Origin of the sequence: Nostoc mirabile CHAB5784 (assembly GCF_020829645.1) — a bacterium.
GTDB classification, from domain to species: Bacteria; Cyanobacteriota; Cyanobacteriia; order Cyanobacteriales; family Nostocaceae; genus Nostoc; species Nostoc mirabile.
On the sequence record NZ_JAIVFS010000048.1, the window covers coordinates 12386 to 33834 of the forward strand.

At 43.5% G+C, this 21449-nt stretch carries 27 protein-coding genes and 2 pseudogenes; 7 read left to right on the plus strand and 22 right to left on the minus strand.

Annotated features, from left to right (window positions below):
* Nucleotides 1–72: 72 nt before the first annotated feature.
* Nucleotides 73–576 (minus strand): GNAT family N-acetyltransferase, encoded by a 504-nt coding sequence (locus tag LC653_RS25605; protein WP_229497525.1) that lies wholly within the window; start codon nt 574–576, stop codon nt 73–75.
* A 134-nt stretch (nt 577–710) separates the two neighbouring features.
* Between LC653_RS25605 and LC653_RS25610 the strand changes: the two genes are divergently transcribed.
* Nucleotides 711–1295, plus strand: coding sequence for a TetR/AcrR family transcriptional regulator (locus LC653_RS25610; protein ID WP_229497526.1), 585 nt, complete (start codon nt 711–713; stop codon nt 1293–1295).
* Between the two features lie 177 nt (nt 1296–1472).
* Here LC653_RS25610 and LC653_RS25615 read toward each other — a convergent pair whose 3' ends face one another.
* The 4 genes from LC653_RS25615 to LC653_RS25630 all read right to left on the minus strand — a co-directional run bounded on the left by LC653_RS25615 (nt 1473) and on the right by LC653_RS25630 (nt 3387).
* The gene (locus LC653_RS25615) at nt 1473–1694 is read right to left on the minus strand and encodes a hypothetical protein (protein ID WP_229497527.1); all 222 of its coding nucleotides are present in this window, start codon (nt 1692–1694) and stop codon (nt 1473–1475) included.
* A gap of 13 nt (nt 1695–1707) precedes the next feature.
* Nucleotides 1708–2160 (minus strand): cupin domain-containing protein, encoded by a 453-nt coding sequence (locus LC653_RS25620; RefSeq protein WP_190727755.1) that lies wholly within the window; start codon nt 2158–2160, stop codon nt 1708–1710.
* A 16-nt stretch (nt 2161–2176) separates the two neighbouring features.
* Nucleotides 2177–2593, minus strand: coding sequence for a RidA family protein (locus LC653_RS25625; protein ID WP_229497528.1), 417 nt, complete (start codon nt 2591–2593; stop codon nt 2177–2179).
* A 71-nt stretch (nt 2594–2664) separates the two neighbouring features.
* Entirely contained in the window at nt 2665–3387 is a 723-nt protein-coding gene (locus tag LC653_RS25630; protein ID WP_229497529.1) for an SDR family NAD(P)-dependent oxidoreductase, read from the minus strand.
* Nucleotides 3388–3492: 105 nt separating this feature from the next.
* Here LC653_RS25630 and LC653_RS25635 point away from each other — a divergent pair, with 105 nt between their 5' ends.
* Both LC653_RS25635 and LC653_RS25640 read left to right on the plus strand, forming a co-directional pair.
* Nucleotides 3493–4134 carry a helix-turn-helix transcriptional regulator gene (locus LC653_RS25635; RefSeq protein ID WP_229497530.1) on the plus strand — a complete coding sequence of 214 codons (642 nt, stop codon included), beginning with the start codon at nt 3493–3495 and terminating at the stop codon, nt 4132–4134.
* 85 nt (nt 4135–4219) lie between these two features.
* A complete protein-coding gene (locus LC653_RS25640; RefSeq protein ID WP_229497531.1) occupies nt 4220–4468 on the plus strand; it encodes a hypothetical protein in 249 nt (82 codons plus the stop codon).
* Between the two features lie 301 nt (nt 4469–4769).
* On the opposite strand, the pseudogene LC653_RS25645 reads toward LC653_RS25640, so the two are convergent.
* Nucleotides 4770–4967 (minus strand): annotated as a pseudogene (locus LC653_RS25645) (molecular chaperone DnaJ); the annotation flags it as partial.
* A gap of 386 nt (nt 4968–5353) precedes the next feature.
* Nucleotides 5354–5860, minus strand: a complete 507-nt coding sequence (locus LC653_RS25650; RefSeq protein ID WP_229497532.1) for a DUF1993 domain-containing protein — start codon at nt 5858–5860, stop codon at nt 5354–5356.
* An 87-nt stretch (nt 5861–5947) separates the two neighbouring features.
* On the opposite strand from LC653_RS25650, the gene LC653_RS25655 reads away from it, so the two are divergent.
* A complete protein-coding gene (locus LC653_RS25655; protein ID WP_229497533.1) occupies nt 5948–6112 on the plus strand; it encodes a hypothetical protein in 165 nt (54 codons plus the stop codon).
* 116 nt (nt 6113–6228) lie between these two features.
* Here LC653_RS25655 and LC653_RS25660 read toward each other — a convergent pair.
* A pseudogene (locus tag LC653_RS25660) lies at nt 6229–6408 on the minus strand (trypsin-like serine protease); the annotation flags it as partial.
* Between the two features lie 26 nt (nt 6409–6434).
* A complete protein-coding gene (locus LC653_RS25665) occupies nt 6435–7223 on the minus strand; it encodes an alpha/beta fold hydrolase (protein WP_229497534.1) in 789 nt (262 codons plus the stop codon).
* Between the two features lie 723 nt (nt 7224–7946).
* Between LC653_RS25665 and LC653_RS25670 the strand changes: the two genes are divergently transcribed.
* The gene (locus tag LC653_RS25670) at nt 7947–8144 is read left to right on the plus strand and encodes an NblA/ycf18 family protein (protein ID WP_229497535.1); all 198 of its coding nucleotides are present in this window, start codon (nt 7947–7949) and stop codon (nt 8142–8144) included.
* Between the two features lie 161 nt (nt 8145–8305).
* On the opposite strand, the gene LC653_RS25675 is transcribed toward LC653_RS25670, so the two are convergent.
* The 13 genes from LC653_RS25675 to LC653_RS25735 form a co-directional block, all read right to left on the minus strand.
* Nucleotides 8306–11587, minus strand: a complete 3282-nt coding sequence (locus LC653_RS25675; protein ID WP_229497536.1) for a plasmid replication protein, CyRepA1 family — start codon at nt 11585–11587, stop codon at nt 8306–8308.
* A gap of 117 nt (nt 11588–11704) precedes the next feature.
* The gene (locus tag LC653_RS25680; RefSeq protein WP_229497537.1) at nt 11705–12304 is read right to left on the minus strand and encodes an alpha-ketoglutarate-dependent dioxygenase AlkB family protein; all 600 of its coding nucleotides are present in this window, start codon (nt 12302–12304) and stop codon (nt 11705–11707) included.
* A gap of 69 nt (nt 12305–12373) precedes the next feature.
* Nucleotides 12374–12652, minus strand: a complete 279-nt coding sequence (locus tag LC653_RS25685) for a hypothetical protein (protein WP_229497538.1) — start codon at nt 12650–12652, stop codon at nt 12374–12376.
* 29 nt (nt 12653–12681) lie between these two features.
* Entirely contained in the window at nt 12682–13479 is a 798-nt protein-coding gene (locus LC653_RS25690) for a KilA-N domain-containing protein (RefSeq protein ID WP_229497539.1), read from the minus strand.
* Between the two features lie 34 nt (nt 13480–13513).
* Entirely contained in the window at nt 13514–13972 is a 459-nt protein-coding gene (locus LC653_RS25695) for a DUF1392 domain-containing protein (RefSeq protein WP_229497540.1), read from the minus strand.
* Nucleotides 13969–14961, minus strand: a complete 993-nt coding sequence (locus LC653_RS25700; RefSeq protein WP_229497541.1) for a DNA cytosine methyltransferase — start codon at nt 14959–14961, stop codon at nt 13969–13971. The genes LC653_RS25695 and LC653_RS25700 overlap by 4 nt, the downstream gene beginning before the upstream one ends.
* Entirely contained in the window at nt 14958–15356 is a 399-nt protein-coding gene (locus LC653_RS25705; protein WP_229497542.1) for a MerR family transcriptional regulator, read from the minus strand. The genes LC653_RS25700 and LC653_RS25705 overlap by 4 nt, the downstream gene beginning before the upstream one ends.
* 17 nt (nt 15357–15373) lie before the next feature.
* Nucleotides 15374–15583, minus strand: a complete 210-nt coding sequence (locus LC653_RS25710; protein WP_229497543.1) for a hypothetical protein — start codon at nt 15581–15583, stop codon at nt 15374–15376.
* A 68-nt stretch (nt 15584–15651) separates the two neighbouring features.
* Complete coding sequence (locus tag LC653_RS25715; protein WP_229497544.1) at nt 15652–16482, minus strand: hypothetical protein; 831 nt, start codon at nt 16480–16482, stop codon at nt 15652–15654.
* A gap of 125 nt (nt 16483–16607) precedes the next feature.
* On the minus strand, nt 16608–16997 hold the full coding sequence (locus LC653_RS25720) for a hypothetical protein (RefSeq protein WP_229497545.1): 390 nt from the start codon (nt 16995–16997) through the stop codon (nt 16608–16610).
* 24 nt (nt 16998–17021) lie between these two features.
* A complete protein-coding gene (locus tag LC653_RS25725; RefSeq protein WP_229497546.1) occupies nt 17022–17222 on the minus strand; it encodes a hypothetical protein in 201 nt (66 codons plus the stop codon).
* Nucleotides 17215–17541: a hypothetical protein gene (locus LC653_RS25730; RefSeq protein WP_229497547.1), complete on the minus strand. Its 327-nt coding sequence runs from the start codon at nt 17539–17541 to the stop codon at nt 17215–17217. The genes LC653_RS25725 and LC653_RS25730 overlap by 8 nt, the downstream gene beginning before the upstream one ends.
* 126 nt (nt 17542–17667) lie before the next feature.
* Nucleotides 17668–18588: a hypothetical protein gene (locus tag LC653_RS25735; RefSeq protein WP_229497548.1), complete on the minus strand. Its 921-nt coding sequence runs from the start codon at nt 18586–18588 to the stop codon at nt 17668–17670.
* Between the two features lie 214 nt (nt 18589–18802).
* On the opposite strand from LC653_RS25735, the gene LC653_RS25740 reads away from it, so the two are divergent.
* Together LC653_RS25740 and LC653_RS25745 are read left to right on the plus strand one after the other, a co-directional pair.
* Complete coding sequence (locus LC653_RS25740) at nt 18803–19255, plus strand: helix-turn-helix domain-containing protein (protein ID WP_229497549.1); 453 nt, start codon at nt 18803–18805, stop codon at nt 19253–19255.
* A 159-nt stretch (nt 19256–19414) separates the two neighbouring features.
* Nucleotides 19415–20335, plus strand: coding sequence for a hypothetical protein (locus LC653_RS25745; protein WP_229497550.1), 921 nt, complete (start codon nt 19415–19417; stop codon nt 20333–20335).
* Nucleotides 20336–21449 lie beyond the last annotated feature (1114 nt).

A 21449-nucleotide genomic window follows, 5' to 3' on the forward strand; every position in this document is an offset into this window, starting at 1 on the left:
CAGTTAATAACACATCCGTGCCTGGGCGATCGCTTTGCGACAACAATGACAGCAGTCGCAGTAAGCGCCCGCTTAATGCGACTGAGCGGACAGCGGCTTGCGGTAAACGATTTTGTCAGCGCCCGCTTGATAGAAGTCGCGTATCCGTGCTTCTTCTTCATAACCGCATTTGCGGTAGAACGCTCGCGTGCGCTCAAAGTCCGGCGTACCTGACGTTTCCACCAGTAGTACACGCCCACCGTGTGTCATCAATGTTTGCTCAACATAGCGTAGTAGGGTCGCACCACGTCCTTGTCCTTGGCGGTCGGGTCGGATAGCAATCAACTGTAGATTCCACGTCTGATCAGTCATCCGTTCCATCTCACAGTAAGCGACCCCGACCGCCCCATTGTCATCGTCGGTAATCCAAAAGCGTTCAGCTTTGCGGTCTGGTAGAGAATCGCTGTCGCTACTACCACCGAAGTAATCGGACAACATTTCGCCAAGCTCCTCAAGTTGGTTTGGTTGGAACAGTCCGCTTGCGTCTGCTAAGGCAATCAGTGCGGTTGTGTCATCGGGTATGGTCGGTCGAATCATCGCAAACTCCGTGTGTAAAACAGGTTAGCCTCTGGAATAAATATCACAACAGTTGTTATGTCGATAAAACATAACAACTGTTGTGATAAGATGTCAAGAGACTTGTTTCATGTTGCTGTAAACCGAGGAGAGGTATGAGTTATGACGCTCGCCGTATTGAAGTCACTAAAGCGGCATGGCGGGTGATTGTCCGTGAAGGATTGGATCGTGCCAGTATGCGAGCGATCGCGCAAGAACTTGGCTCTTCGACCGGGGTTGTTACCCATTACTTTCGAGACAAAGAAGAACTTACCCTATTTGCCCTGGAACAGGTGTTTGAAAACGTCCTACAGGATATGAAAACCTGTGCCGAGGGACGACAAGGAATTGACAGACTAGCACAGATGATTTTTGTGGCTCTACCTCTGGAGGACATTGACAAAGCTGATTGGAAGGTTTGGGTGGCATTTTTGGGCTATTCTATCGGGCGCGAACGCCTTGTTCAGGAACACCGAAAACGCTATGACTTTTTACGGCAGATTATTTGTCAAGAGTTAGCTGACTTACAAAAAGCCTTGCTGATTCGAGCCGATCTTGATTTAACTCTCGAAGCCAATGCACTCATTGCCTTAGTGGATGGGATTGGCACTGGTGCTGTCATTTGTCCTGAGCAGTTCTCCGCAGCTCAACAAAAATATCTTGTGCTACGACATATCAATGGTTTAATCGTATCATCTTGAACAGTTTTAGCTTTCGCGCAATAGAACGGGTAAGAAAAGTGTAGACGCTCACGGACTCGCTAATGCTTCGTTATAAGGAAAATGCTAAAAACCCCTGAGAAGCCGAATTGAAGACATCAGCTGGCACAACCGTTACATCGCCATATCCAAATTGCCGCTTTTGAAAGCGATGCTCGATCATCTCTTCAACCATTGGCGGCGATGGACTGCGATCGTGATGATAATGCGATGTTGCCTGGAATAATTTTCTGCCAACTGATGCGGTGGATGGCGATGATATTGCAGTTGAATACCGTCCCATCCTGCTTTGTCACTGGAGAGTAATAGCGCTTCCGGGTAAAGCTTCAGCACATCATCCTGCTGAACAAAGTCAACAACTAAGATATCTGAAGTTACCATTGCTTGACTCCTTTTATGGAACTGGATACTGATCAAATTGCTGCATCAAATGTAGTAGCTCAGTTTGGCTGGGTTGCCGCCCGTTTTCGGTTAACCGGGCTAACCCCTCAAAGTACTGCTCCCGTGAGTCGGCAGGACAAAAGAGGATCAGTAGAGTCGATCTCACTGTTCCAGGATTAGAGAACCCATGCGGCGTATTTTCTGGCACGAGCATCATTGCGCCCGGTGCAGCCATAATTGTTTGCCGATCCAACAGCAACTCCACTTCTCCCTCCACCACATAAAATATCTCGGTCAATTGCTTGTGGATGTGTGGACTGGCTCCTTTCGTTCCTGGTTCCATAACAAATTCAAACAAGCCAAAGTGTCCATTTGTATTCTCCCCAGTCACTTTGAATGTGCAGGTACTGGTGCCGAGTTTAACGGACTTTCCTTCACCGGGTTGCAGAACAATCGGTAACGACATCAGAAGCTCCTTTGGATTAAGAATTGGGAATTGTAGCAACCGCGTCTATTTCAAACAATAGCCCTTCGACTGCTAATCTCGGTACAGGAATCAAAGTACTGGTGGGTTTGCGATCGCCCGACCACATCTCATTCCGTGCGGCTGAGATCAATTGCTGTTTTTCGGCATCGTGATCAACTGAGAGGACTGTAATTTTCGCAACGTCTTCTGGGGTTGCCCCAACCGCTGCTAATGCTGCACGAAGGTTAGCAAATGCCTGTTTCAACTGAGTTGCAAAGTCAGCCGCAACCAGATTGCCCGTCTCATCCATGCCCAATTGACCTGCGATATAGACAAGAGTTGTGTTAGCGGGAACCGTTACAACATGGGTGAAACCGTAATCAGATGGATCGAAGAACCCAGGGGGATTGAGGTGCTGAATTTGTTGAACCATGATTGGACTCCTAAATCAATTTTATTCAAAGTTGTCAGTGCAGGAGATCAACCCAGTGGAGACACAATTGCTCAGGCATAGCGATCGGACATCGCCGGAATATCAATCTCTTTCACACAGGAAAGGCGCGATAGTTGGCGTAAACAGCGCAGTAAGAGAACCAAATCCTGCATTGGAATTTGCCTGCTGTCGTAGGTTTGGATTGCTGCCTCTGCCCCAGCTTCATAGGCGATTTCTGCCGCAATACTACCTGGGTTGAGCGAAGTCACTGGAATACGATGCTCTCGTAAACATTCCCGCAGGGCATGAACCACACCCCGCAGACCAAATTTAGATGCGGTATTCGCAACTTCCGGTGCGCCAGAGTTATCTAAGCCCGAAAGCGAACTCATATAGACAACACGGGGATTGCTTGAACGCTTGAGATTTGGCAACAACCGATGAGTACAGAGAATAGCAGCCAGCAGATTCACTTGGATAATTTGTTCCATCTCTTCTAAAGTGGATTGTTCAAAGGAATAGGTTGGCTCAAACGCATTCTCCTCCCAAATCCCGGCGTTGTAGAACAGCAAGTCAACCGCGCGATCGCCAATTGCCTCAGCCACCTTGACCGCAGCAGTTTGAGGAACCGACAAGTCTGCCCAAATCCAAACTCTAGACACTTGATCGGCGCGATCAAGGCTAGCAGGGCGAGTTCTGGAAATGAGAAACACAGTATCGCCTGCATCTGGCAACCCAACGCTGAAGCCTAAGCCAACGCCGCGACTAGCTCCAAAGATCACAATATTTGCCATTACTGCACCAACTTGAGAAGTTGCGACTTTATAAAGAAAAACCTTTAGTAAGAATCATAAGTGCTTAACTTGACTTTGTAAAGCTTTTTCTTTAATTTGTTAAGTATGAAAGCAGAATCAACTAGCGTTCGGACTCGACGGGCGATCATCCAATATCTCAAACAGGAAGGAGCAGCGGATGCGGAAACGCTCGCCTCCCACTTAAACATCACCGCAATGGCAGTGCGGCAGCATATCTACGCTTTGCAAAAAGAAGGATTGGTGACGTACCAGAAAGAAGCACGTCCCATGGGACGGCCTGCCAAGTTATGGGAGTTAACGCCTGCTGCTGATCATTTCTTCCCTGATCGCTACGCTGAGTTAACGTTGTGTCTGATTAATTCAATGAAAGAGGCATTTGGTGAAGAGGGATTTGATCGGCTATTGGAAGTTAGAACTCGCGAACAAATTCAAGCGTATCGAGCGATCATGCCTCGGCATGCTCCACTTCAACAGCAGCTAGAAGCGTTAGCAGTGCGGCGAACCGAGGAAGGCTACATGGCAGAGGTCACGGCTCAAGCCGATGGCACTTTTCTCCTCGCTGAAAAGCATTGCCCTATTTGTGCGGTGGCAACTGCTTGTACCGGGCTTTGTCGCATGGAGTTAGAAATCTTTCAAGTGGTTTTAGGTAAAGATGTGAGCATTGAACGAATTGAACACATTTTGGAAGGCGATAGACGTTGTGTATACCTGGTTATCAGTACTTAAACAGAACTGAACAATAAAAAATTCAATTCTGACTCCTAAATTCTGAATTCTCTATTATTAAGAAGTAAGGCCATTTTATTAGCCGATGTCCAGCAAAACTATTGAAGTCCGAGAGTATACCGTTAGAGCGCACAAGCGGGAAATTCATACTCGCGTTTTTAACTTTGTATGTAAGCAGTGCGAACAACCCACCCAAAGAGAAACTTTTGGGGTTAGACCTCTATATTGCGAGAAATGCCGTCCGCCACAAGCACCCAAGAAATCAGTAGTTCCTCTGAAGAAGAGAAAACCCAGAGCTATGATTTACAAGAGTGGTAAAGACATAGCCGGATGATTTGTTGCTCAAGGTTTTGAGTGAGCGCACGAAAGTGAGTGAAGCAGTGCGCTCATTCGCTCAACCTAACTCAAATTGGTAAAAAGTAAGTCTAATGAATGTCAACATTAGAGTTACTTTTTTCCGATTTATCTATGAGATTAAGATTAATGTGTTTTTTAATTGGCATAGTTCTGTAAAATCCTTTTAATTTGCTCAGATGAGCTACAAATAAAGCCAAAAGTTTTTTGTTAATAGTCAAATACTATCTCATTAATTCTGACAACATTTGCTCCAGAATGTCTGAGATAAATTCCTCGTCACTGGCTTTATGAAATATTTCTGTGGCGAAAGTTCGCGTCTGTTCAATAAAGTTATTCAGTTCTGTCCGTTTTCTCTTAATCTGCTTGAGTAGCGATTGGTGTGATTTTTCTAGAAACTGTAAGCGGATATGTAATTGAGACAGAGCCAGTGGAGTTGTAACAGTCGAGTGGGATAAAGGTGGGGTTTTTAGAGGCATAGAAGATTTAAGATTATCAAGGGAAAAAACTCTAACGACAATTGACATCTCAATGATGATACACGAATGACTTCAAGGGAAAGCGGCTAGTTTCACACTTTACGTTCACTGAAGACTGGGATACTAGGGAAATGCACCCTGCTGGAGAAGAGTTTGTTTGTCTGCTTTCAGGTCAGGTCGATTTAATCCTGGAGCAAGACGGAGCGGAAAATAGGGTATGCCTGAGTACTATCGGCGCTTATGTCCTTATCCCTCGTGGAATATGGCATACAGTTAAAGTTCATACACCAAGTTCGATGTTATTCATCACTCCTGGTGAAGGAACGCAGAATCGACCGAGAAGACAGTAGGTGCGCGAAATTAGAATAAGTTAGATATCGCTCTAATTAAGGCTGACCAAGAAAGTTTCCTTTGCCAAGTTCTACACCGCAGTGCCTAAGAATGTCATACGCTGTTGTGACATGGAAATAAAGATTTGGTAAAACAAAATATAGGAGAAATGGCATTCCTTGAAAAGAGAGAGTGTTGTCACGCATCTGTAGAGTAATTTCTCTCTCTTCTGAACCATCAATTTGCTCAGGTTTAAAAGTATTTAAATGAGAGATAGTTTTTTGAATACGGTCAATAAGTTGAGGAAATGTAGTTTCATTGTCCTCGAATTTAGGTGGTTCTATTCCTGCTAACCGTGCGGCACCTCTATTAGCGATGTCAGAGGCAATCTGCACTTGTTTTGATAATGGAAACATATCTGGAGATAGACGACTATTAATCAACACAGAAGGGTCTATTTTTTTAGTTTCAGCATAAGCAGCACCTTTTTCAAGAATGTTTATAAGGTTATTTAGTGTGCGAATAGACACGGGTATTAAAGCTTGGTACATTGAAATGGTCATTGAGATTTCTCCAGAAAAAGTTCAAACGACTTTGAGCCGCCCCATCTAATATTAGGGGGTATTGACTGTGATATTGTGTCAAAGAATATGGAACCGAATTTAGTCACAGATCCAAAGATACTAAGTGTTTTGAACGAACTTATACAACGGGAACCGATTTTTCATCGTCCAGAGTTGGGGACGAGACGTGCTGATTTTGAGCAGATGACGGAAGCCACATTTTGGGAAGTGGGTGCGTCGGGTCGGCGTTGATCTACACAGCTTCTAGCCAATCACAGACTACAGAGGTACACTCCGAAGCGAAGTTAACCACCTATATACGTATGTTCGACTCGACCAGTTGCGATCAATTGATTAGCAAGCCTCTATGCTGTTTCAATTGGTATTGCAAAACCTAACCCTTGCGCTTTGCCAATAATTTCTGTGTTAACGCCAATTACTTGTCCTTAAGCGTTGAGCAAAGTCCCGCCAGAATTACCCGGATTAATTGCCGCATCGGTTTGGATAAAATCAAGGCGGAGGGCAGGGGAAACAACTGAGACGGAGCTTGTACTTTGCCCCAGTTCAAACTGTATCAATATTGCTCAAGTTGACAAATAAAATCCAATATGAGTGATGTAAATTTATCAGGATACCAGAGTCCCCATTCGTGAAAACCTTCTTCTACAGTAATTAATTTAGAGTCTGGAATAATTGCCGCCATTTCTTGAGCGTTACTTAATGGTGTAGTTAGGTCTTTTTCTGACCATAATAACAAACAGGGAGCTGGGATTTTTGGTAGCAGATGGTTGATATTTTCGTATAAAGAAATTAGCAATCCTTGAATGACATTGACTGTGTTGAATAACAAGTTATAGGAGAAAACCAAAGGAATATCAACTAATTTCAATCTACGTCTTGGGAGAAACATTTGAGCCGTCATTTCAATTGCCCTTCGCGGTATCATCTCTAGTATAGATGGCGTGGTCAGCCCGGTACTATCTACCAGAATTACACTTCTAACTTTTTCTGGAACAAGTGTAGATAAAGTAATGGCAATACCTCCGCCTAAAGAGTGTCCTACTAGATGAAATTGTTGTAAATCCAAAACTTCCAGAAACGAAAGGAGACATTTGCTATAGCTAAGGTAATCGGGAAGTAGCCCAGAGTAAGTTGATCTCCTAAAACTGGGTAAGTCAGGAGCAATTATAGTATGGTGCTGTGCTAGTAGTTTCAGTACTTCTAGATAAGGCTCAGTAGAGATTCCCCAGCCGTGTAGCAATAGGATAGGGATTGAACTCGACTCCAACCTACTTTGCTGATAAAAAATAGTGCAATCTTGTAAATCGACCCGATGATTAGTTAATTGGGATTTCAAAACCACAACCTCATTTACTATGACTTGGTAAATTACTTCTACTGTGATGTAATAGTAGCAATCCCACAGAGTTGAGGAAACTTTCTCAAGGATTATATAGGTATGACTTATACAAAGAAAGGAATTTGCAATTAAGAAACTTAAATTAGTAGCGCTTTCAGAAATTGCATCTGTCGCCTAATGAAAGAAGAATTGGTATTACTGAATCATGGGGGAATAGCACGAAGACTCATGTGAAACCTTGTCATGGCTATCTTTTTGAGGGTAGGGTTGCAGCTTCGTGTGTTTCAGACAATTAAATACGAGTACGTCAAGCAGTTCAAGAGATTCCTAATTCCCCACACCCGAACCTGCAACTTTGCACCCTTTCATCTAGGAATACCAGGGATATACGCTTTTCACTCTTACCCAAAGGAATAATTGTATTGCCCATCTCTTCTTTTGAGCCATGGCGCTGTTTCGCCCGCCTTCTTGCGATCGCCAGCCGCAAGCAGAGGCTAAAGATGCTTTTAAAAACCTCTTAGTAAGAAACTTTAGAACTTAGGTTTTTACTTGGGTTGCCACAATGGAGTGATATCAAGGTTTTTAGGAGCAGATACGGCATTTCTAACCTACGCAGGTACGGTTTACACCCCTTTAATTTTTGTAAAGCTATCGTAACATTTATTTATATAAAGCAATATTTGCTTAACTTAGCAAACTCAAATAAAAGAGTAGGTAATAAAAACGATGAATCAACCCATTGAATTATCTTTAGAACAAGAATTTAGCCTTAGAACTTTCGCTGACGTTGTGAAGCAGATGTCCCGTGAACAGGCTCAAGAGTTTTTGCAGATGCTCTATAAGCAGATGATGATAAGGGAAAAGACTTACCAGGAATTGCTCAAACATGAGTGGGAAGTTGGTTCAGGTTCAATCTTGGGCTAAAACAAATCTTGCTCCCATTACTTTAAGCGACTCAGAAGATAACGAACACACAATTGTCTTTTTCAAGGGCAAGGCAATAGAGATTATTTGCTCCAAACTGGGAAAGTGCAAAATAACCGACTCACAGTAACAGTTTTTAGGGAACAGCGAACTACTTTGGCCTACACCGCCACCAACCAATCACAGACCACAGACCTACACTCGTCTGCAAACTTAACCCAAACCTGCCACTGCCCCAGATAGCCATTCCAGTAAGGCTCTCCATCAGCAATTCCAACAGCCTCGCCAACTTGGGAGATTAACTCGCTGTAGAACGAGCCAGCGCTATTTAGCCCAAGCTGCATTTTCACCATCAGCCCCTTCCATCCAAGAATCGCGATATTTTCTGGGGTATATGGTGCTGTGTCACTGAGTGGTGTTGCAAAGACTATATTATTAGTGCCTGACACAAAATCAGAATTGTAGGATATGGATAGTGATGTTGTGTCAGTTACTGGTGTAGTTGTACTTATACTATTACTGACTGACACCGACTCACAAGAAAACGCTTCATCTCGATTTAACCACTGCCCAAAAATTGAATTACGCTGATCATCAGGGGCAACAAACCGATAGACGCACTCCCGATTTTCACGCTTACCCAATCGACCGACGTAATCCAGTTTCAAATCAATTTTATTCAGTAACTTCTGAGCGATCGCTATCGGTGTGTGTTTTTCTGAAATTGTTACATTCAAGTAATTCTTGATAACGTGCCGATGCTTTACAGCCAGCACTTTAAACTCCAGCATCTTCTCATCAGACCCCCGCAACTGAACGTCTGGTGTAAGAAACTGCAACAGATTGAGATTTTCGAGTAACAACACAGCCGACAATAGCTGCCCCTTGTTAAAATCTGGTTTCCAAATCGAATTCTCCCCAGCTTCCAATTGCGCCTTAGCCCGTTTAGTATCACGGTTCGTCAGAAATTCCCGCCCCAGCGTCAAATAATAGTGCATCCGCAATTGAGGATACCACCCATCATCATCTTTCTCGACCAAATCAGGGGTAACATCAATTTCATAGCGACGGGACAATTCCGCCTTACGCTGCTGATGTCGTTCGCTTTTGGTTTTCGCCCTTTTATCTTGCAGCTTCTTGAGTTCAGCCCCAGAGAGTTCATCGGAATCCGCGATCGCTTCACACTCAGCAGTATACAATTCCTCACTTGCCGCAATAACCGACTCGATAACTGCCCCACTTTCATCGTCATCAGCATCCGAGGCATCAATAACGGTGTAACCATCCTCGACCAATCCTCCAAGCACAGATTCTCTATAGCGCCGCATCTCAACGTTGATGACAGAACCACGCTTACCCCAAGTCTGCAATGACTCCGGTTGAAAATTCTGGTCAACAAAGCTTAAATCGTCATTGTCCGCCGCCGACAACAGCGCAATGTTCGCTTGTGTTGCAACGTGCTGGCTTCTCAACAATCCTCCGATGGATGTGGAACCATTGCCTACGTTGACAATTCCCCACTCTCTCACCCAAATATGGCGGTCAACAGTTTCTCGGAGGCGTGCCAACATCTGACGCACAGAGTTAACCGGCTGCACTCCCTGAAAAATTCCCCAAACAGCATCAAAATGTCCTCGAATGTCGATGCTGACCCCAGTTTCTAAACTTGGAGAGGCGATAACCAAATCATACTGGGTAAGAATTTCGTTCAGGTGAGCGATACAACCGAAAGCCGCATGAGATGGATCAGCAACAGATTCGCTGTCAATTCTCAGTATCCGCAGGTGTGGGAACTTGCGACGGAACCGTTCTTCTAAGGCTTGCGTTCCCCATTTGGATTTTGCCTTTTGAGCAGAACAGCAGAGTAAATGATGCCCACCTTTAGAAATCGCTTTGTCTAGTGCGGCGATGAGATTCTTCGGGTTACTACCAGAATAGTTGTAACAGTTGCCAGCTACGTGCCGATAGTTGTTGACGATGACAAACGGGTTAACTCGATATTCTCCAGCGAGTGATAAAATATACTTCACATCAGTATCGGACACATCAGCGCTTGATAGGTAAATCTTTCCCTGGCTGCTGCCCAAAACATTCTGCACTAACTGCTTGAGGTTTTTGAGAACAGATACCCGACGCTTCTGCACTTCCGTACCAGAGTTGAGCAAATGCCAGAAAACTTGGTCACATTCATCAATAATAATCACATCATTTGACCAGTCATTAGGGTTGAATCGCGCCTGACTTTCTTGATGCAATGAATCAACACACACCCCGTATCCTAACAATGTGCCTGTTTCATTTGTGCGGACTTCGGTAATATAGTTAACACCAAACCGATTACACAATGCCTCACCTAGCTGGATGCGATGGGTGATAATTAATACCCGTCTCTCTTGGTCGTGTGCTTTTGCTACCTCTGTTGCAAGCCATTCGGTTTTACCCGTTCCCTTTGGCGCTTTGAGAACAATCAGTTTTTCGCCTTCGGGGACGAGCAACTGACCCAGGAATCTTTGGTTGAGTGCGATCGCTGGAGGATAAGTCAGCAGAGTGAACAGCTTAATCTCCCACAACTCCAGTGCAACGGCAGTATTGTAGAGTGCGTCAAATGACGATTGACCTTTGGCAACGATAAAATCATCAACCCCTTTCTCTGCCCCTAACGGTAAATCAATCACTCGCAGCGAACAACCCTCATTTACTAGCAGCCGTCCCATACGACTGATAGCGGTTCTGACACGCTGGACTGTCTCAGGTTTGTTGTCTTGGTCAAAGCAGATGTTAACCTGTCTCCCAAGAGTTGCAAAGTGTTTGAGGTCGGGGATGAGGTATGGTTTACCAATGGCAGTACCATATTCATCAGTAGGTGTGCGGTATCCAGCGTTAACGCCAGGAATTGCGATCGCTGCATAACCAGCAGTTAGTAACGCTCCGGCTTTTTTGACACCTTCTACAATTGTCACTGGTACATTATGCTTCCAAACCCAGTGCCAGAAACCGCCAGGATGCTGTAAATCTTCTTCGGTGATGGGGATACCGCTACGATTAGAAACTTTTACCCAAATGCGATTCGGTAATAAAAGGAAGAAAGCGCGTGTCTCTTCTCTGTAAGGATGCTCGTACTTGATGAATTTGTGGATCTTTTGGCGGTCGCGTCTGGGTTGGTCGGGTTTGAAGCAGCCCCACATCATTAGGACGTAGTTGTTGAGGGGGTCAACGCCATTGCACCACCAGCCGCCTAGTTCAATGTGCTGGTATTTTTTCAAATCGCGATCGCGTAATCGTCCATCGTTGCGACGGGAGATTTTGGGACTGTAGAGCAGATATTCATAAGGTGCTGTACCGTAGAGCGAACGCACATTCAAATGAAAGATTTCTTCGTCAACGCAACTGTTGAGCCATTCTTGTAAGTGTAGAGCTTGAGAATCAGATTCGATTATACGCATATTTCCTCTCTTTTTTGACGCATGAAAATGGAGCGGCACTTGAGTCTGTGCCGCCAGTTCAAACTTTTTACGATGCTTATAGCTGGCTATGAAGTCGTCATTAAGCCAGCTACAGCTTTATCTCTCGCCTCCTGTGTGTGGTCGAAATGTGAGGTTAATCCGCGTACTAACCACTTTGTTTGTTTTGGGGACTTGGTGAAGGTGAGTTGATTGACAACTGGGGTGCATCACAAGTAAGCTCCCGTGTTCCAGCCAGAAGTCAGTGGGTTTACCATCTCTCGGTTTGATTTGAAACTTGCGACATGACCCGAGGCTTACCGATGCAATCGCTGGGTTAAATCCCATCGACGGTTCGTTGTCTGCGTGCCAACCTATACTGTCCTGTCCACTGCGGTATTGATTTCCGATGATGATGCGGAATTTATAGCCAGTCAACGCAGTGATTCTGTCCCGCAAGTTAGCCAGAGCATCTGTCCAAGTCAGGGGTTTTAAAAATACGCTGTTTGAGTAAAGGTAATCACATCCGGCATCACCGTAAAGACATTCCAGGCGGGGGACGGGCATTGTTTTACCCAGCATCCTGATTTGATTCTGTTGCCACTCAAGTTTCAAACAGTGTTGATAGAGCGAGTTGGCAAGTTCCTGACTTAAGAAATCGGGATAATAACTGACTGGTAAAACTGGGGTTGATTCCTGAAATAAATTGAGTTGTTGCATGGTAGTTTTCTCCAAATAAAAAAGTATTCTGAAAACAATTGCTGTTAGTTTTGGTTGATGGAGAAGACTTCATTTTTCTTGAGAGACTTGCTCCCAATACTCAAGAACAAAATCATGGGCTTGCTGTAACACTTGAGGGAGTAAAAATAACGGGACTTCCCAAGCCGCAATAACACTGCCAGCAAAACATTCTGCAAGCTCAATCCGAATACACTCTGGTAAATTACTCTCTAAAAACTTGAGTGAATGATCTTCGTTATCTGGTAGCTGAACAAAAAAATAATCGTCGTGCATGATAGAAGCCTCAAGTCCATATTTTTCTGCCAAGGTTTTTCGTAGAGTGTTCATAACGAAAGGTTGAGCTAGGTAGGGAATTATTAAGAGATGACTTTTACTATTTCGGGCAACCACCGCAGTTGAAAAACAGTTTGGTTTGAAGATTTGGCGACTGCGGGAACCATCCGCCCCCATTGCTTACCTGATTCAGTAGGACGATAGGGAATTTTCTTATCATCAGTTCTGTATTGCAGTCCAGAATTTAGTAAGTAGTGGTTAACAGCCCGTGCAGACATTCCCACTACCTCACCAATTTGTGTTGGGTTTAGAAATGCGTCCTCTGCAACATTTGTTTGAGCGATCGCAATCTTGAGTTCATCTGCTGCTGGCTTCAGCGCGGGGTTAACTCTAGTGGCGGCATTAACTGCTAACTGAGCGGTGAGGGATTTTTCTAATCCGGCAAATTCCCCCAACATCATCGCTAGCTGTGCAGCTTCATGGGACGGAGCTAATGTATGTGATGATTCTTGCTGTTTTACTGGCTCTACTTGGGTTGAGAGCATCACTTTCATTAAGGTTCTGTTGGCCCAGATGCGGAACTCGACAGAAACCCACCGAGCTAAATCAATGGCGATTTCTGGATGAATCCAAGTGCTTTGCTCACTTCCGTATCCCTGGATATCTATCACCAATAACGATATGACGATCTTCATATCGTTAGAAAGTGCTTGCAAATACTGCTTTGTAGACTTGAGCTTCGTGTAATCAGCTAAGAATTTCCCGTTAGCCTTGCACATCTGACTTGCATTCACATAGCCCTTGGGTACAGCATATCTACTTATTTCCCCATCTTGAGGCATTTGATTAATTTCTGAGTCGTGCCAAAAATGTGTCAACATGATTCATTCCCTGGTTATTGAACAAATAATTGATTTAGGCATTTACCCGCACCAAACTTTTTTCACCAACTAATGAGAAACGATTCGATATAGTCGGTGTATTAATTAACGTTGGTGACATCAATTCAACAAGGTAAAACCAAGAATTATGCACCAGCGCGATTCCTAGAATCAGCCGTTGTTTTGTTCCTTTGTCGTGAGTACATAGCATCACTCTTTCGCCCAGAACAAAAGCAGGTTTTTGCAGGTTGAGAGTTTCTAACTCTCCAGTACTGATAATTTGGTTTTGTGTAGCGTGGAGTATTTCATTACGGCAATCAATTGAATAAATCCAACATTCATGTTTCCACTGAATACCGCAGCAATAACCGAATGTTCTCGTGGTTCTGAGGTATACTCTCTCCAGTAAATTCACCTCAACGGGTGGAATTGTTCGACCCCAAGGAGGGGAGAGATACCAACTCGTTAAGAGTGCATTAATGTTGTCAATCATGAGTTTTTCTGTTGTTGGGATAAAATTCTTTTCAGTCGTTCAAAAATTAGTGCAGCGCATTGGGGGACAATAGCATTGCCCAGAGCGATCAACTGCTGTTTGTGTTGTCTTCTGATGGCTTGGTATTCTGCCCAGAGTTGGCGATATTCTTGTTGGCAATAGAGCGTAAGCGCTGCAATTTCTCTACGACTGAGCCGACTGAAGCTGGGGACTGTGGATGCACATAGCCAATCTGTAAGTCCTGTGTGGGTAAGCAAACATCCGTCCAACCTTGCGGGAAACCCATCATCGCCTCTACTAAATGTACGTTGAGCGATCGCTTTGGCTCCGTATTCAACTGAGTTGTGACTTTGTGATGATCTCTGGAAGTTGCAATGATTACCGCCGCCGACAGATGCAGCGTTTGCCCCGGTTTGCGTGTACTTGTACCAGGATGTTCCCCGTCTTGGGCTTTGGGAGTTGGTAGCAATAATCCAAACTCGTTCTCGCAAGTGGACAGCCCCCACGGATGCTGCCGAAACAATTCCCCACTCGACATCAAACCCCATCTCGGCAAACTGCCACAGTACGGCACGGAAAAATTCACCCGATTCAGCAACGAGCAATCCGGGTACGTTTTCCACAATCGCCCACTGTGGTCGAATATTGCAAATGATTCTAAAGAATTCCCCGAACAGGTTGCGCTCGTCTTTTGATGCAAGGCGTTTTCCGGCGAGGCTAAAGGGAGGGCAGGGGAGTCCGGCGATGATACCGTCAACTTCTTTAACTCCGACTCCTGCAAGAGACTCAACTGTAATATCATGGATATCTGGAATAATTGGAATATGTGGAAAGCGTAGATTTAGAACTTGTTGGCAGTAAGAGTTAATCTCGCAAAATGCCACAGTTTGAAAACCACCGCTAATCTTATGACCAAGCGTGAAACCGCCAATACCGGAGTAAATATCGAGAACTTTTTGAGTTTCGAGGGTGGTGATTTGGTCTGTCATCCCAACCCCCCCACCAAATATTCGATAGCATCCTTGTCAATAGCAGCAATGCGCTTCTTAATACGTTGTGGTGGGTTTTGAAGAAATTGCTTTAAATCTTTACTCTTGATTTGGTGATATCTGCCATCGCGTCGAGTTGTACGAATCCATCCTTTTTTTACCCAACTCCAAACAGTCGCTGAATTGAGTTGCAGAACTCTGGCAATTTCACAGCAGTTGTAGTTATCAAGGATTGGACGTGCGGAGTATCCTAAAAAGCGCAGTTTGTTTTGAATAGCTGATGTTAAGCGTGTGTATCCTCTTTTTTTGAGCCGATATGCTATCTGTTTAACAGTGTAGAGACAAGCCATTTCTTCAACGATTGCTAGTTCTTCGTCAGTCCATTTTGTATGCATCTGATTACCTCCTATATTTATGCAGATTTACCATCAGACTGTTCTCGGACAATTCGAGCGCTAATAGATTCAAAGTCCACTTGAAAGATGTTCATATCTGTGGACATTACCCCAGTGTTGTAGCGGTCTACTATGTGCTGTTTGATTGCTAATTTATTCAGCCCATGAGGGATATCGATGTGAGCTTCACTGATGATTTTTTCGACTACTGTGACAATGACTTTCATGGTTTTTATTCCTATCTGATTAATTCAGGATTCAGAAATAAAACTTCTTCTGAATCCTGTATGATTATTTACACTGCTCCGGCTTTTGTAGTTTGCACTTGTTGCATCCATGCGCTGATTGCCGTTAACTCATCAGCACCGCTAACAACAGCATCAACAACAAGATGTTGATACGAAGATTCGGCATGATTGGGATATTCACACTTGCCTGCTGCCCAAGCCAAACACATGGTTTTGATTAGTTCATTAATCTGGTTAATATCAAGTAAACTTGGGCGGTCAACATCCTGGAATTGCAACCACTCTTTGACCAAATCAAGCGGATAATCAAGCAAGGTGCGAATATTTTTTACTCGCAAATCCTGTGGGTGTACTGGTTGAGAGACTACGCTAAGTTTTGGTGTAGATGGAATAGTTGATGAAGCACCACCTAAAAAAGATTGAATGTCACGAATAATTGTTGCCCAATCCAAATCTCTACTCCATTCCCTGTAAATCTTGGTTTTAGTGACAGCATCGTAAAGATTACAGAAAACTGTGTTTTCGTCGCCAGCATTCGCAACAATAATCAGTGGCTTGTCAAAATCTTGGATTAAAGAAGCAGCGAGAAGAAAGCTTTTGGCGAAATTGGTTTCAACACCTGTTCTGACAACATAAAGTTCATCGGCACTGACAACAATATCGAGCTTCAAATTGTCCTTTCCTTTGAATTCTTTAGTGGTCAATCGCAGTTCTGACAAATACCCAGTTAATGCTCTTTGGGGAACTGGGATTTTCTTCTCCTGGCTAATATTGAACTTGTACCAAACGAAAGATTCACCGTCTACTTCCCCCTGATTGACAAATAAATAGATGGGTTCAGGAGGGTTGCATAAACCTAGTTTGATTTCAGTAACCATGTTTCACCTCGGTTAAGCTTCATTGATTAGTGTTTCGCGTGCAATAATGGGAATTCTGTAGCGGGGGAAAAACTTCCGTGCGTTCACTTGAAGTAATGGCATTCCTTTCGGTGAACGCTTTTGTACTAATCAGAAGGTTCTCGATTGCGGTCTAACTCCCATTGCAGATAGGTGAGTGCAGTGCTAGCATCGGCAATGTTTAAATCAGGTTGATATCCCTCGTTCAGTAGTTGTTTGTAGTCTGGGTGCGTAGCAATAAGGGACATCAGATTTTGGGCTTGTTCAAGTAATTGGCAGAGATGCGGGTTAGACATTTCAATGCCGAGCCTTGAACATAAATCTTCTGCCTTTACACCGAATGTTCCTGGTTCAATCTCGGTTTCTAACTCTTCAAGCAGAGATTGGAAATTGGGGTGTTCATCGTTGATTTCAACCTCGAACAAATTTGCACTCTTTGTAACGATGGTTGCCCAATCTGGTAATGTGTGCGGAATCGTCTTAGCGTAAAGTTTCATAATTGATTCCTCTTTGGTTAAGAGCTAAAAATCCTTAGCAATCTCCAACAAAAAGCCGCGTCCCGTGTTCTGTACTTGCACCAGTTCTTTATCCAGTAAGGTTTGAATTACTGAATTTGAAACTTGGCATTGGAGAGAGTACAGAGGAATACAACCACCACAAAGTTGAAGTAAACGCAGCAGATGATTGGCTCTACGGTCAAAACTGTCTGTAGAATTAGCCATTACTGCTACCTCCAGTTACTACAGCTAACTGTTGTTGCAGGATGGATATTTGACGTTGATAAAAGTCAATCTCTGCTTTAATTTGTGTGAACAATTCCTGTGGGGAGAGCGGTTGGATTTGATCCTCTTGCAAGTACGATATTTCATCAGAATTCTTCTTAGGCATCAATACATAACGCCATCCTTCATCAAATTGTTCAGCCAATTCTGTACCAGATGGGTAGTAGTAAAGTCCTAGAATCGTGCCTTGTTCTGTACGCTGATCCAAAGCAAAGCGAGGGTATGCCCAGTGTTGGGGGATTGAGATTATGGGTTGCATTGATTTAATGGGGGATTGGTGAATAAATAATTAGGGAAAGGGGGAAAGAGCAATACCAATTCGCAATTTCCAATTCGCAAGTCGCAATTAAACTGCGAATTGCGAATTGCGAGTTGCGAATTGGAATTACACCGCTACCAGTTCCAAGTGCGGCTCATACCCCCGTAACCGTTCCCAGTCCTCTGTTGTCAGTTCGTCAACTGGGCGGTCTAGCAATTGCTCACATTCGGTCGCTTCTGCATCTAGCAACTGCTGTAGTTCCTCGGTAGTCAGTTGTTCCAGTGGTCGATATTGCAAGTCTTCATCAACAAAACAATTGGCAGTTAGAACAATTGCGAATTGCGGATTGCGAATTGCGAATTGGTTTAGCGATCGCACTGCATCATAGACCGAGTTAGAATACTGCTGTTGACCTGAAGAATCCTGGATTACCCACCAGTTACCGTTAGTGCATCCGACTTGACCCAATTTGCGTAGTTTGCCGTCTTCAGTATCGTGGGTATAAATCCCATCATCAAGAATTTCAAAGCCGTAATTCTGGCACTCGTTGAAGATATGCGCCATGATTCGGTTTTCGGTCGTGGGGGGTGTTGCTTCTTTCTCCTGCACAGGTAATGAGCCGTCTTTGTAGTGAGTGCAGATGAAGCGATCGCAACGCATTAGAGTGTTGGCACGAAATATTTCTTTACCGTTGACCATGACTACCCAGCGTTGCGTTAAGTGGTCGTCGTCATGGCTGATGCTGGCTATGAGTTTGTCATCAGCGTAATATTCGTGATGGTCAAAAGAGATTTCTACAGTTGTCAGTGGTTCGGGGGCTATGGTTTGGGCTTGGTCGGCTATGAAGTGGTCGAGTTCGGCTTGGGCGAGGGCTTGGTTGTCAACTTTCTGAAGCTGGGTGAATTGGTGGGTGATGATTGCGCTTACCCAGGTGTCAGCCGCTCTTTTGTCCCCGGTGGGTGTTACGCCGAGTTCGGCAGCGATTCTTTTGAGGCGGGGGAGGTTATAGCGGGAAAGGGCTTGCTGTGTATACCTTACATGAGTCATAATGGAGTTTCCTTATTATTAGGGACAGAGAAAGCGCTTCAGATTGGTAGTCGAGGGCGCTTTCTCTTTATCTTTTACTATTATGCGCTAAATTTTTAGCGCTTTCAAGAATGTTTTAGCTATTAGCGCTAATATATTAGCGTATGCATTACAAAGGAAGCGCTAAAAAGTTATGGTTTATATGGAGGATATTAATTTATGGGAGCTGCCATTTGTGGCACTTGAAGACAGAAACTCATTGCCGGATGAGCCTTGTGTTTACTTGGCAATCGATAAAGATAACTCGGTGCTGTACGTAGGCATGTCAGACAATTTAAGGCAGAAATGGAAAAGCCATCCTAAGCTAGAAGCCTTAAGTCGTCTTGAAGGCGTTAAAATCTCGTACATTAGAACCGAAGTTGAATTACTCAGAAAGTTAGAAAATGCCCTGATCAAAGTTTTCAAACCTCCGTTGAACTTAACGGAAGCACCCAAAAAAGGTATTGCAGCTTTAAGGGAAAAAATGGGGTTAACTCAAAAGCAACTAGGTGATTTAGTTGGAGTTGATACTTCGACAATCAGAAATTGGGAATATGGCAAAGGCTCAGAAACTTTTGCAAAAGTAGCAAGACTTTGTAAAGTGCTGGAATGTGATATTGAAGATTTGTTTGAGGAAGAAGCAGTGTGATGATTGAACCTGCTGAAGAACCTCTTTTTGCTCTAGCCTCTGTCTCATTTTATAAGCGATGCCTGCGGCAGGCTAAGTCTACACAGTTGCCAGTTACATCCAATATTTACGTTGCAATCAACTCAAAACAAATAGCATCGCATTAAAGGAGGTGGAAGTATGAACCAACCACCTTCTAGAAGACGGAAAAAAGCCACCCCTGCGGCATCTGATGACAGCACATTACCAAATGACCTTGCAGAAGAGGATATCTCCCCTCAAGAAAACCCAGCCTTAGCAACAATTGACGTTACTGCTGTTGAAATTCCTGAATTAACCGAGCAAGAGCAGAGCGATCGCCTGCACTTGGAGCGTAGGGTAGAACGAGCCTTCTTTGAAGCAGGGAAGGCATTGACTGAGTTACGCGATCGCAGATTATATCGTTCCACGCATAAAACTTTTGAAGATTATTGCCGCGAACGCTTTGGTTTTAGCCGCAGACAGCCCTACCATTTAATAGAAGCTGCGGTTATTTTTGATAATTTGGTGGAAAAATGTGAACGGAACGTTCACATTTTGCCGACTAATGAGTGGCAAATCAGGCCACTGTCCAAGCTTGGGCCGGACATTCAGCCCGAAGCATGGGAGCAAGCTGTAGAGTCTGCCAACGGGAAAGTACCATCTCATCGCATTGTCAAAGATGCGGTGCAGCGAATAATAGAGCGAACCAAAGTACCCAATACCTACCAGTTGGGGGAAGTGTGCCAAATTCTCGTAAAGGACAACCCGGAACTCAGGGGTAAAGGAGGCTGCTGGTGCATCGTTAGCCATGTCGGTGAGTTCAGTTGTACAGTTACAATGTGGGATGGAGAGTACACCCTCAGAATCGACCATCTGAAGCCACTGAATTACCTGGAGTCGGAATGTCAGCAGATGCAGCTCCTTTGCGATCACATAAACAGACTACGTAATCATGAGAATTTAGAAGAAGCTGCCCATGCTGTGTTGAAGCATCTGGGGGAGTTGAAGCGGCCGTATTTGACTGAGTTTGAGGAAGAACTTTTGAATTTCATAGAGGAAAAATATTCATTACAAGGATGACTAACGCCTGCACAGGATTGCACTAAAGAATTCACCAGATGCGGGTATGGCTGGGTTAGTGAGCAACTATTAGCACGACAGAGACAGATTGTAGTACTGACAAATGTGCTGATGCTGCTGTAAGGCTACAGGGACCTTGCGGAGTTTAGGGTGATGTGAGTTTACTTCCCAACATTAATTAAACTACCTACTTTCCACTCTTCAATAATAGCCAAGATAAGCTGTAGCGCTTATGGAGTATACCTTAAAGGTTTATAAGTGTGCCATTCAACTCAGAAGAACTATCTTAAGCCTTTAGTTTTGCGAGTGGTGGAGCCGTGTGAACAACACTAGAACCTTGCGTAAGCTTTTAAGAACTTTTGGGTATTTGAAGATATAGATATCGGGTTTTGGTGAAAGACCATTATTGGTGTGGGGATTTTTGACAATTAAAATGCTTGCAGAGTGAAATATTAAAGATAAAAATAATAAGAAGTGTAAACTACATTTATTTTTTATAGAAGATAAAGAGTTGTTTGTAAACGCTAGGATCAAGGTTAAATAAAGACACAGCAAATATTTAGTTAAAAAATTTAGATTTATTTAATTTTTACTACTATTATAAATCTACTGATACTGCTAATATCCACTTTAAGGATTAAGAAACACTACTTAGTACCTTGGAAACATCATTGACGTTGCCAATGATTAGCATAAACTTGCCCATTTCCTTTGGCAATATTTTTACCAGAAAAATCAAGTTAAGTTTGAGACTGAAATGATGCAAAATCATGTTATACGAGTATTTCTAATTAAATTTACAATTCGTAGTATTTGGCAAAATATTTCGATATTCACCTTAATAAATAATTTAATCGCAAATTTAATTATTTAGTTTTGTAAATATTTGCATAACATACAAAAGATAATCTGTCTAATTTTATAGAGATGCAAAATACTTTGTTTATATCTATTTATTTATATAGCTCTGGTTAAAAAGAACGGTTTATTAATAAAAGCTAGATATAGTTATTTCACAATTTACTTGCATATTTTTGATTTAGACGGAAGTCAATACCCCTTTATTCATCTCTAGATCCCTGTTAACCTGCTACTAAAATACACAAATTAGATT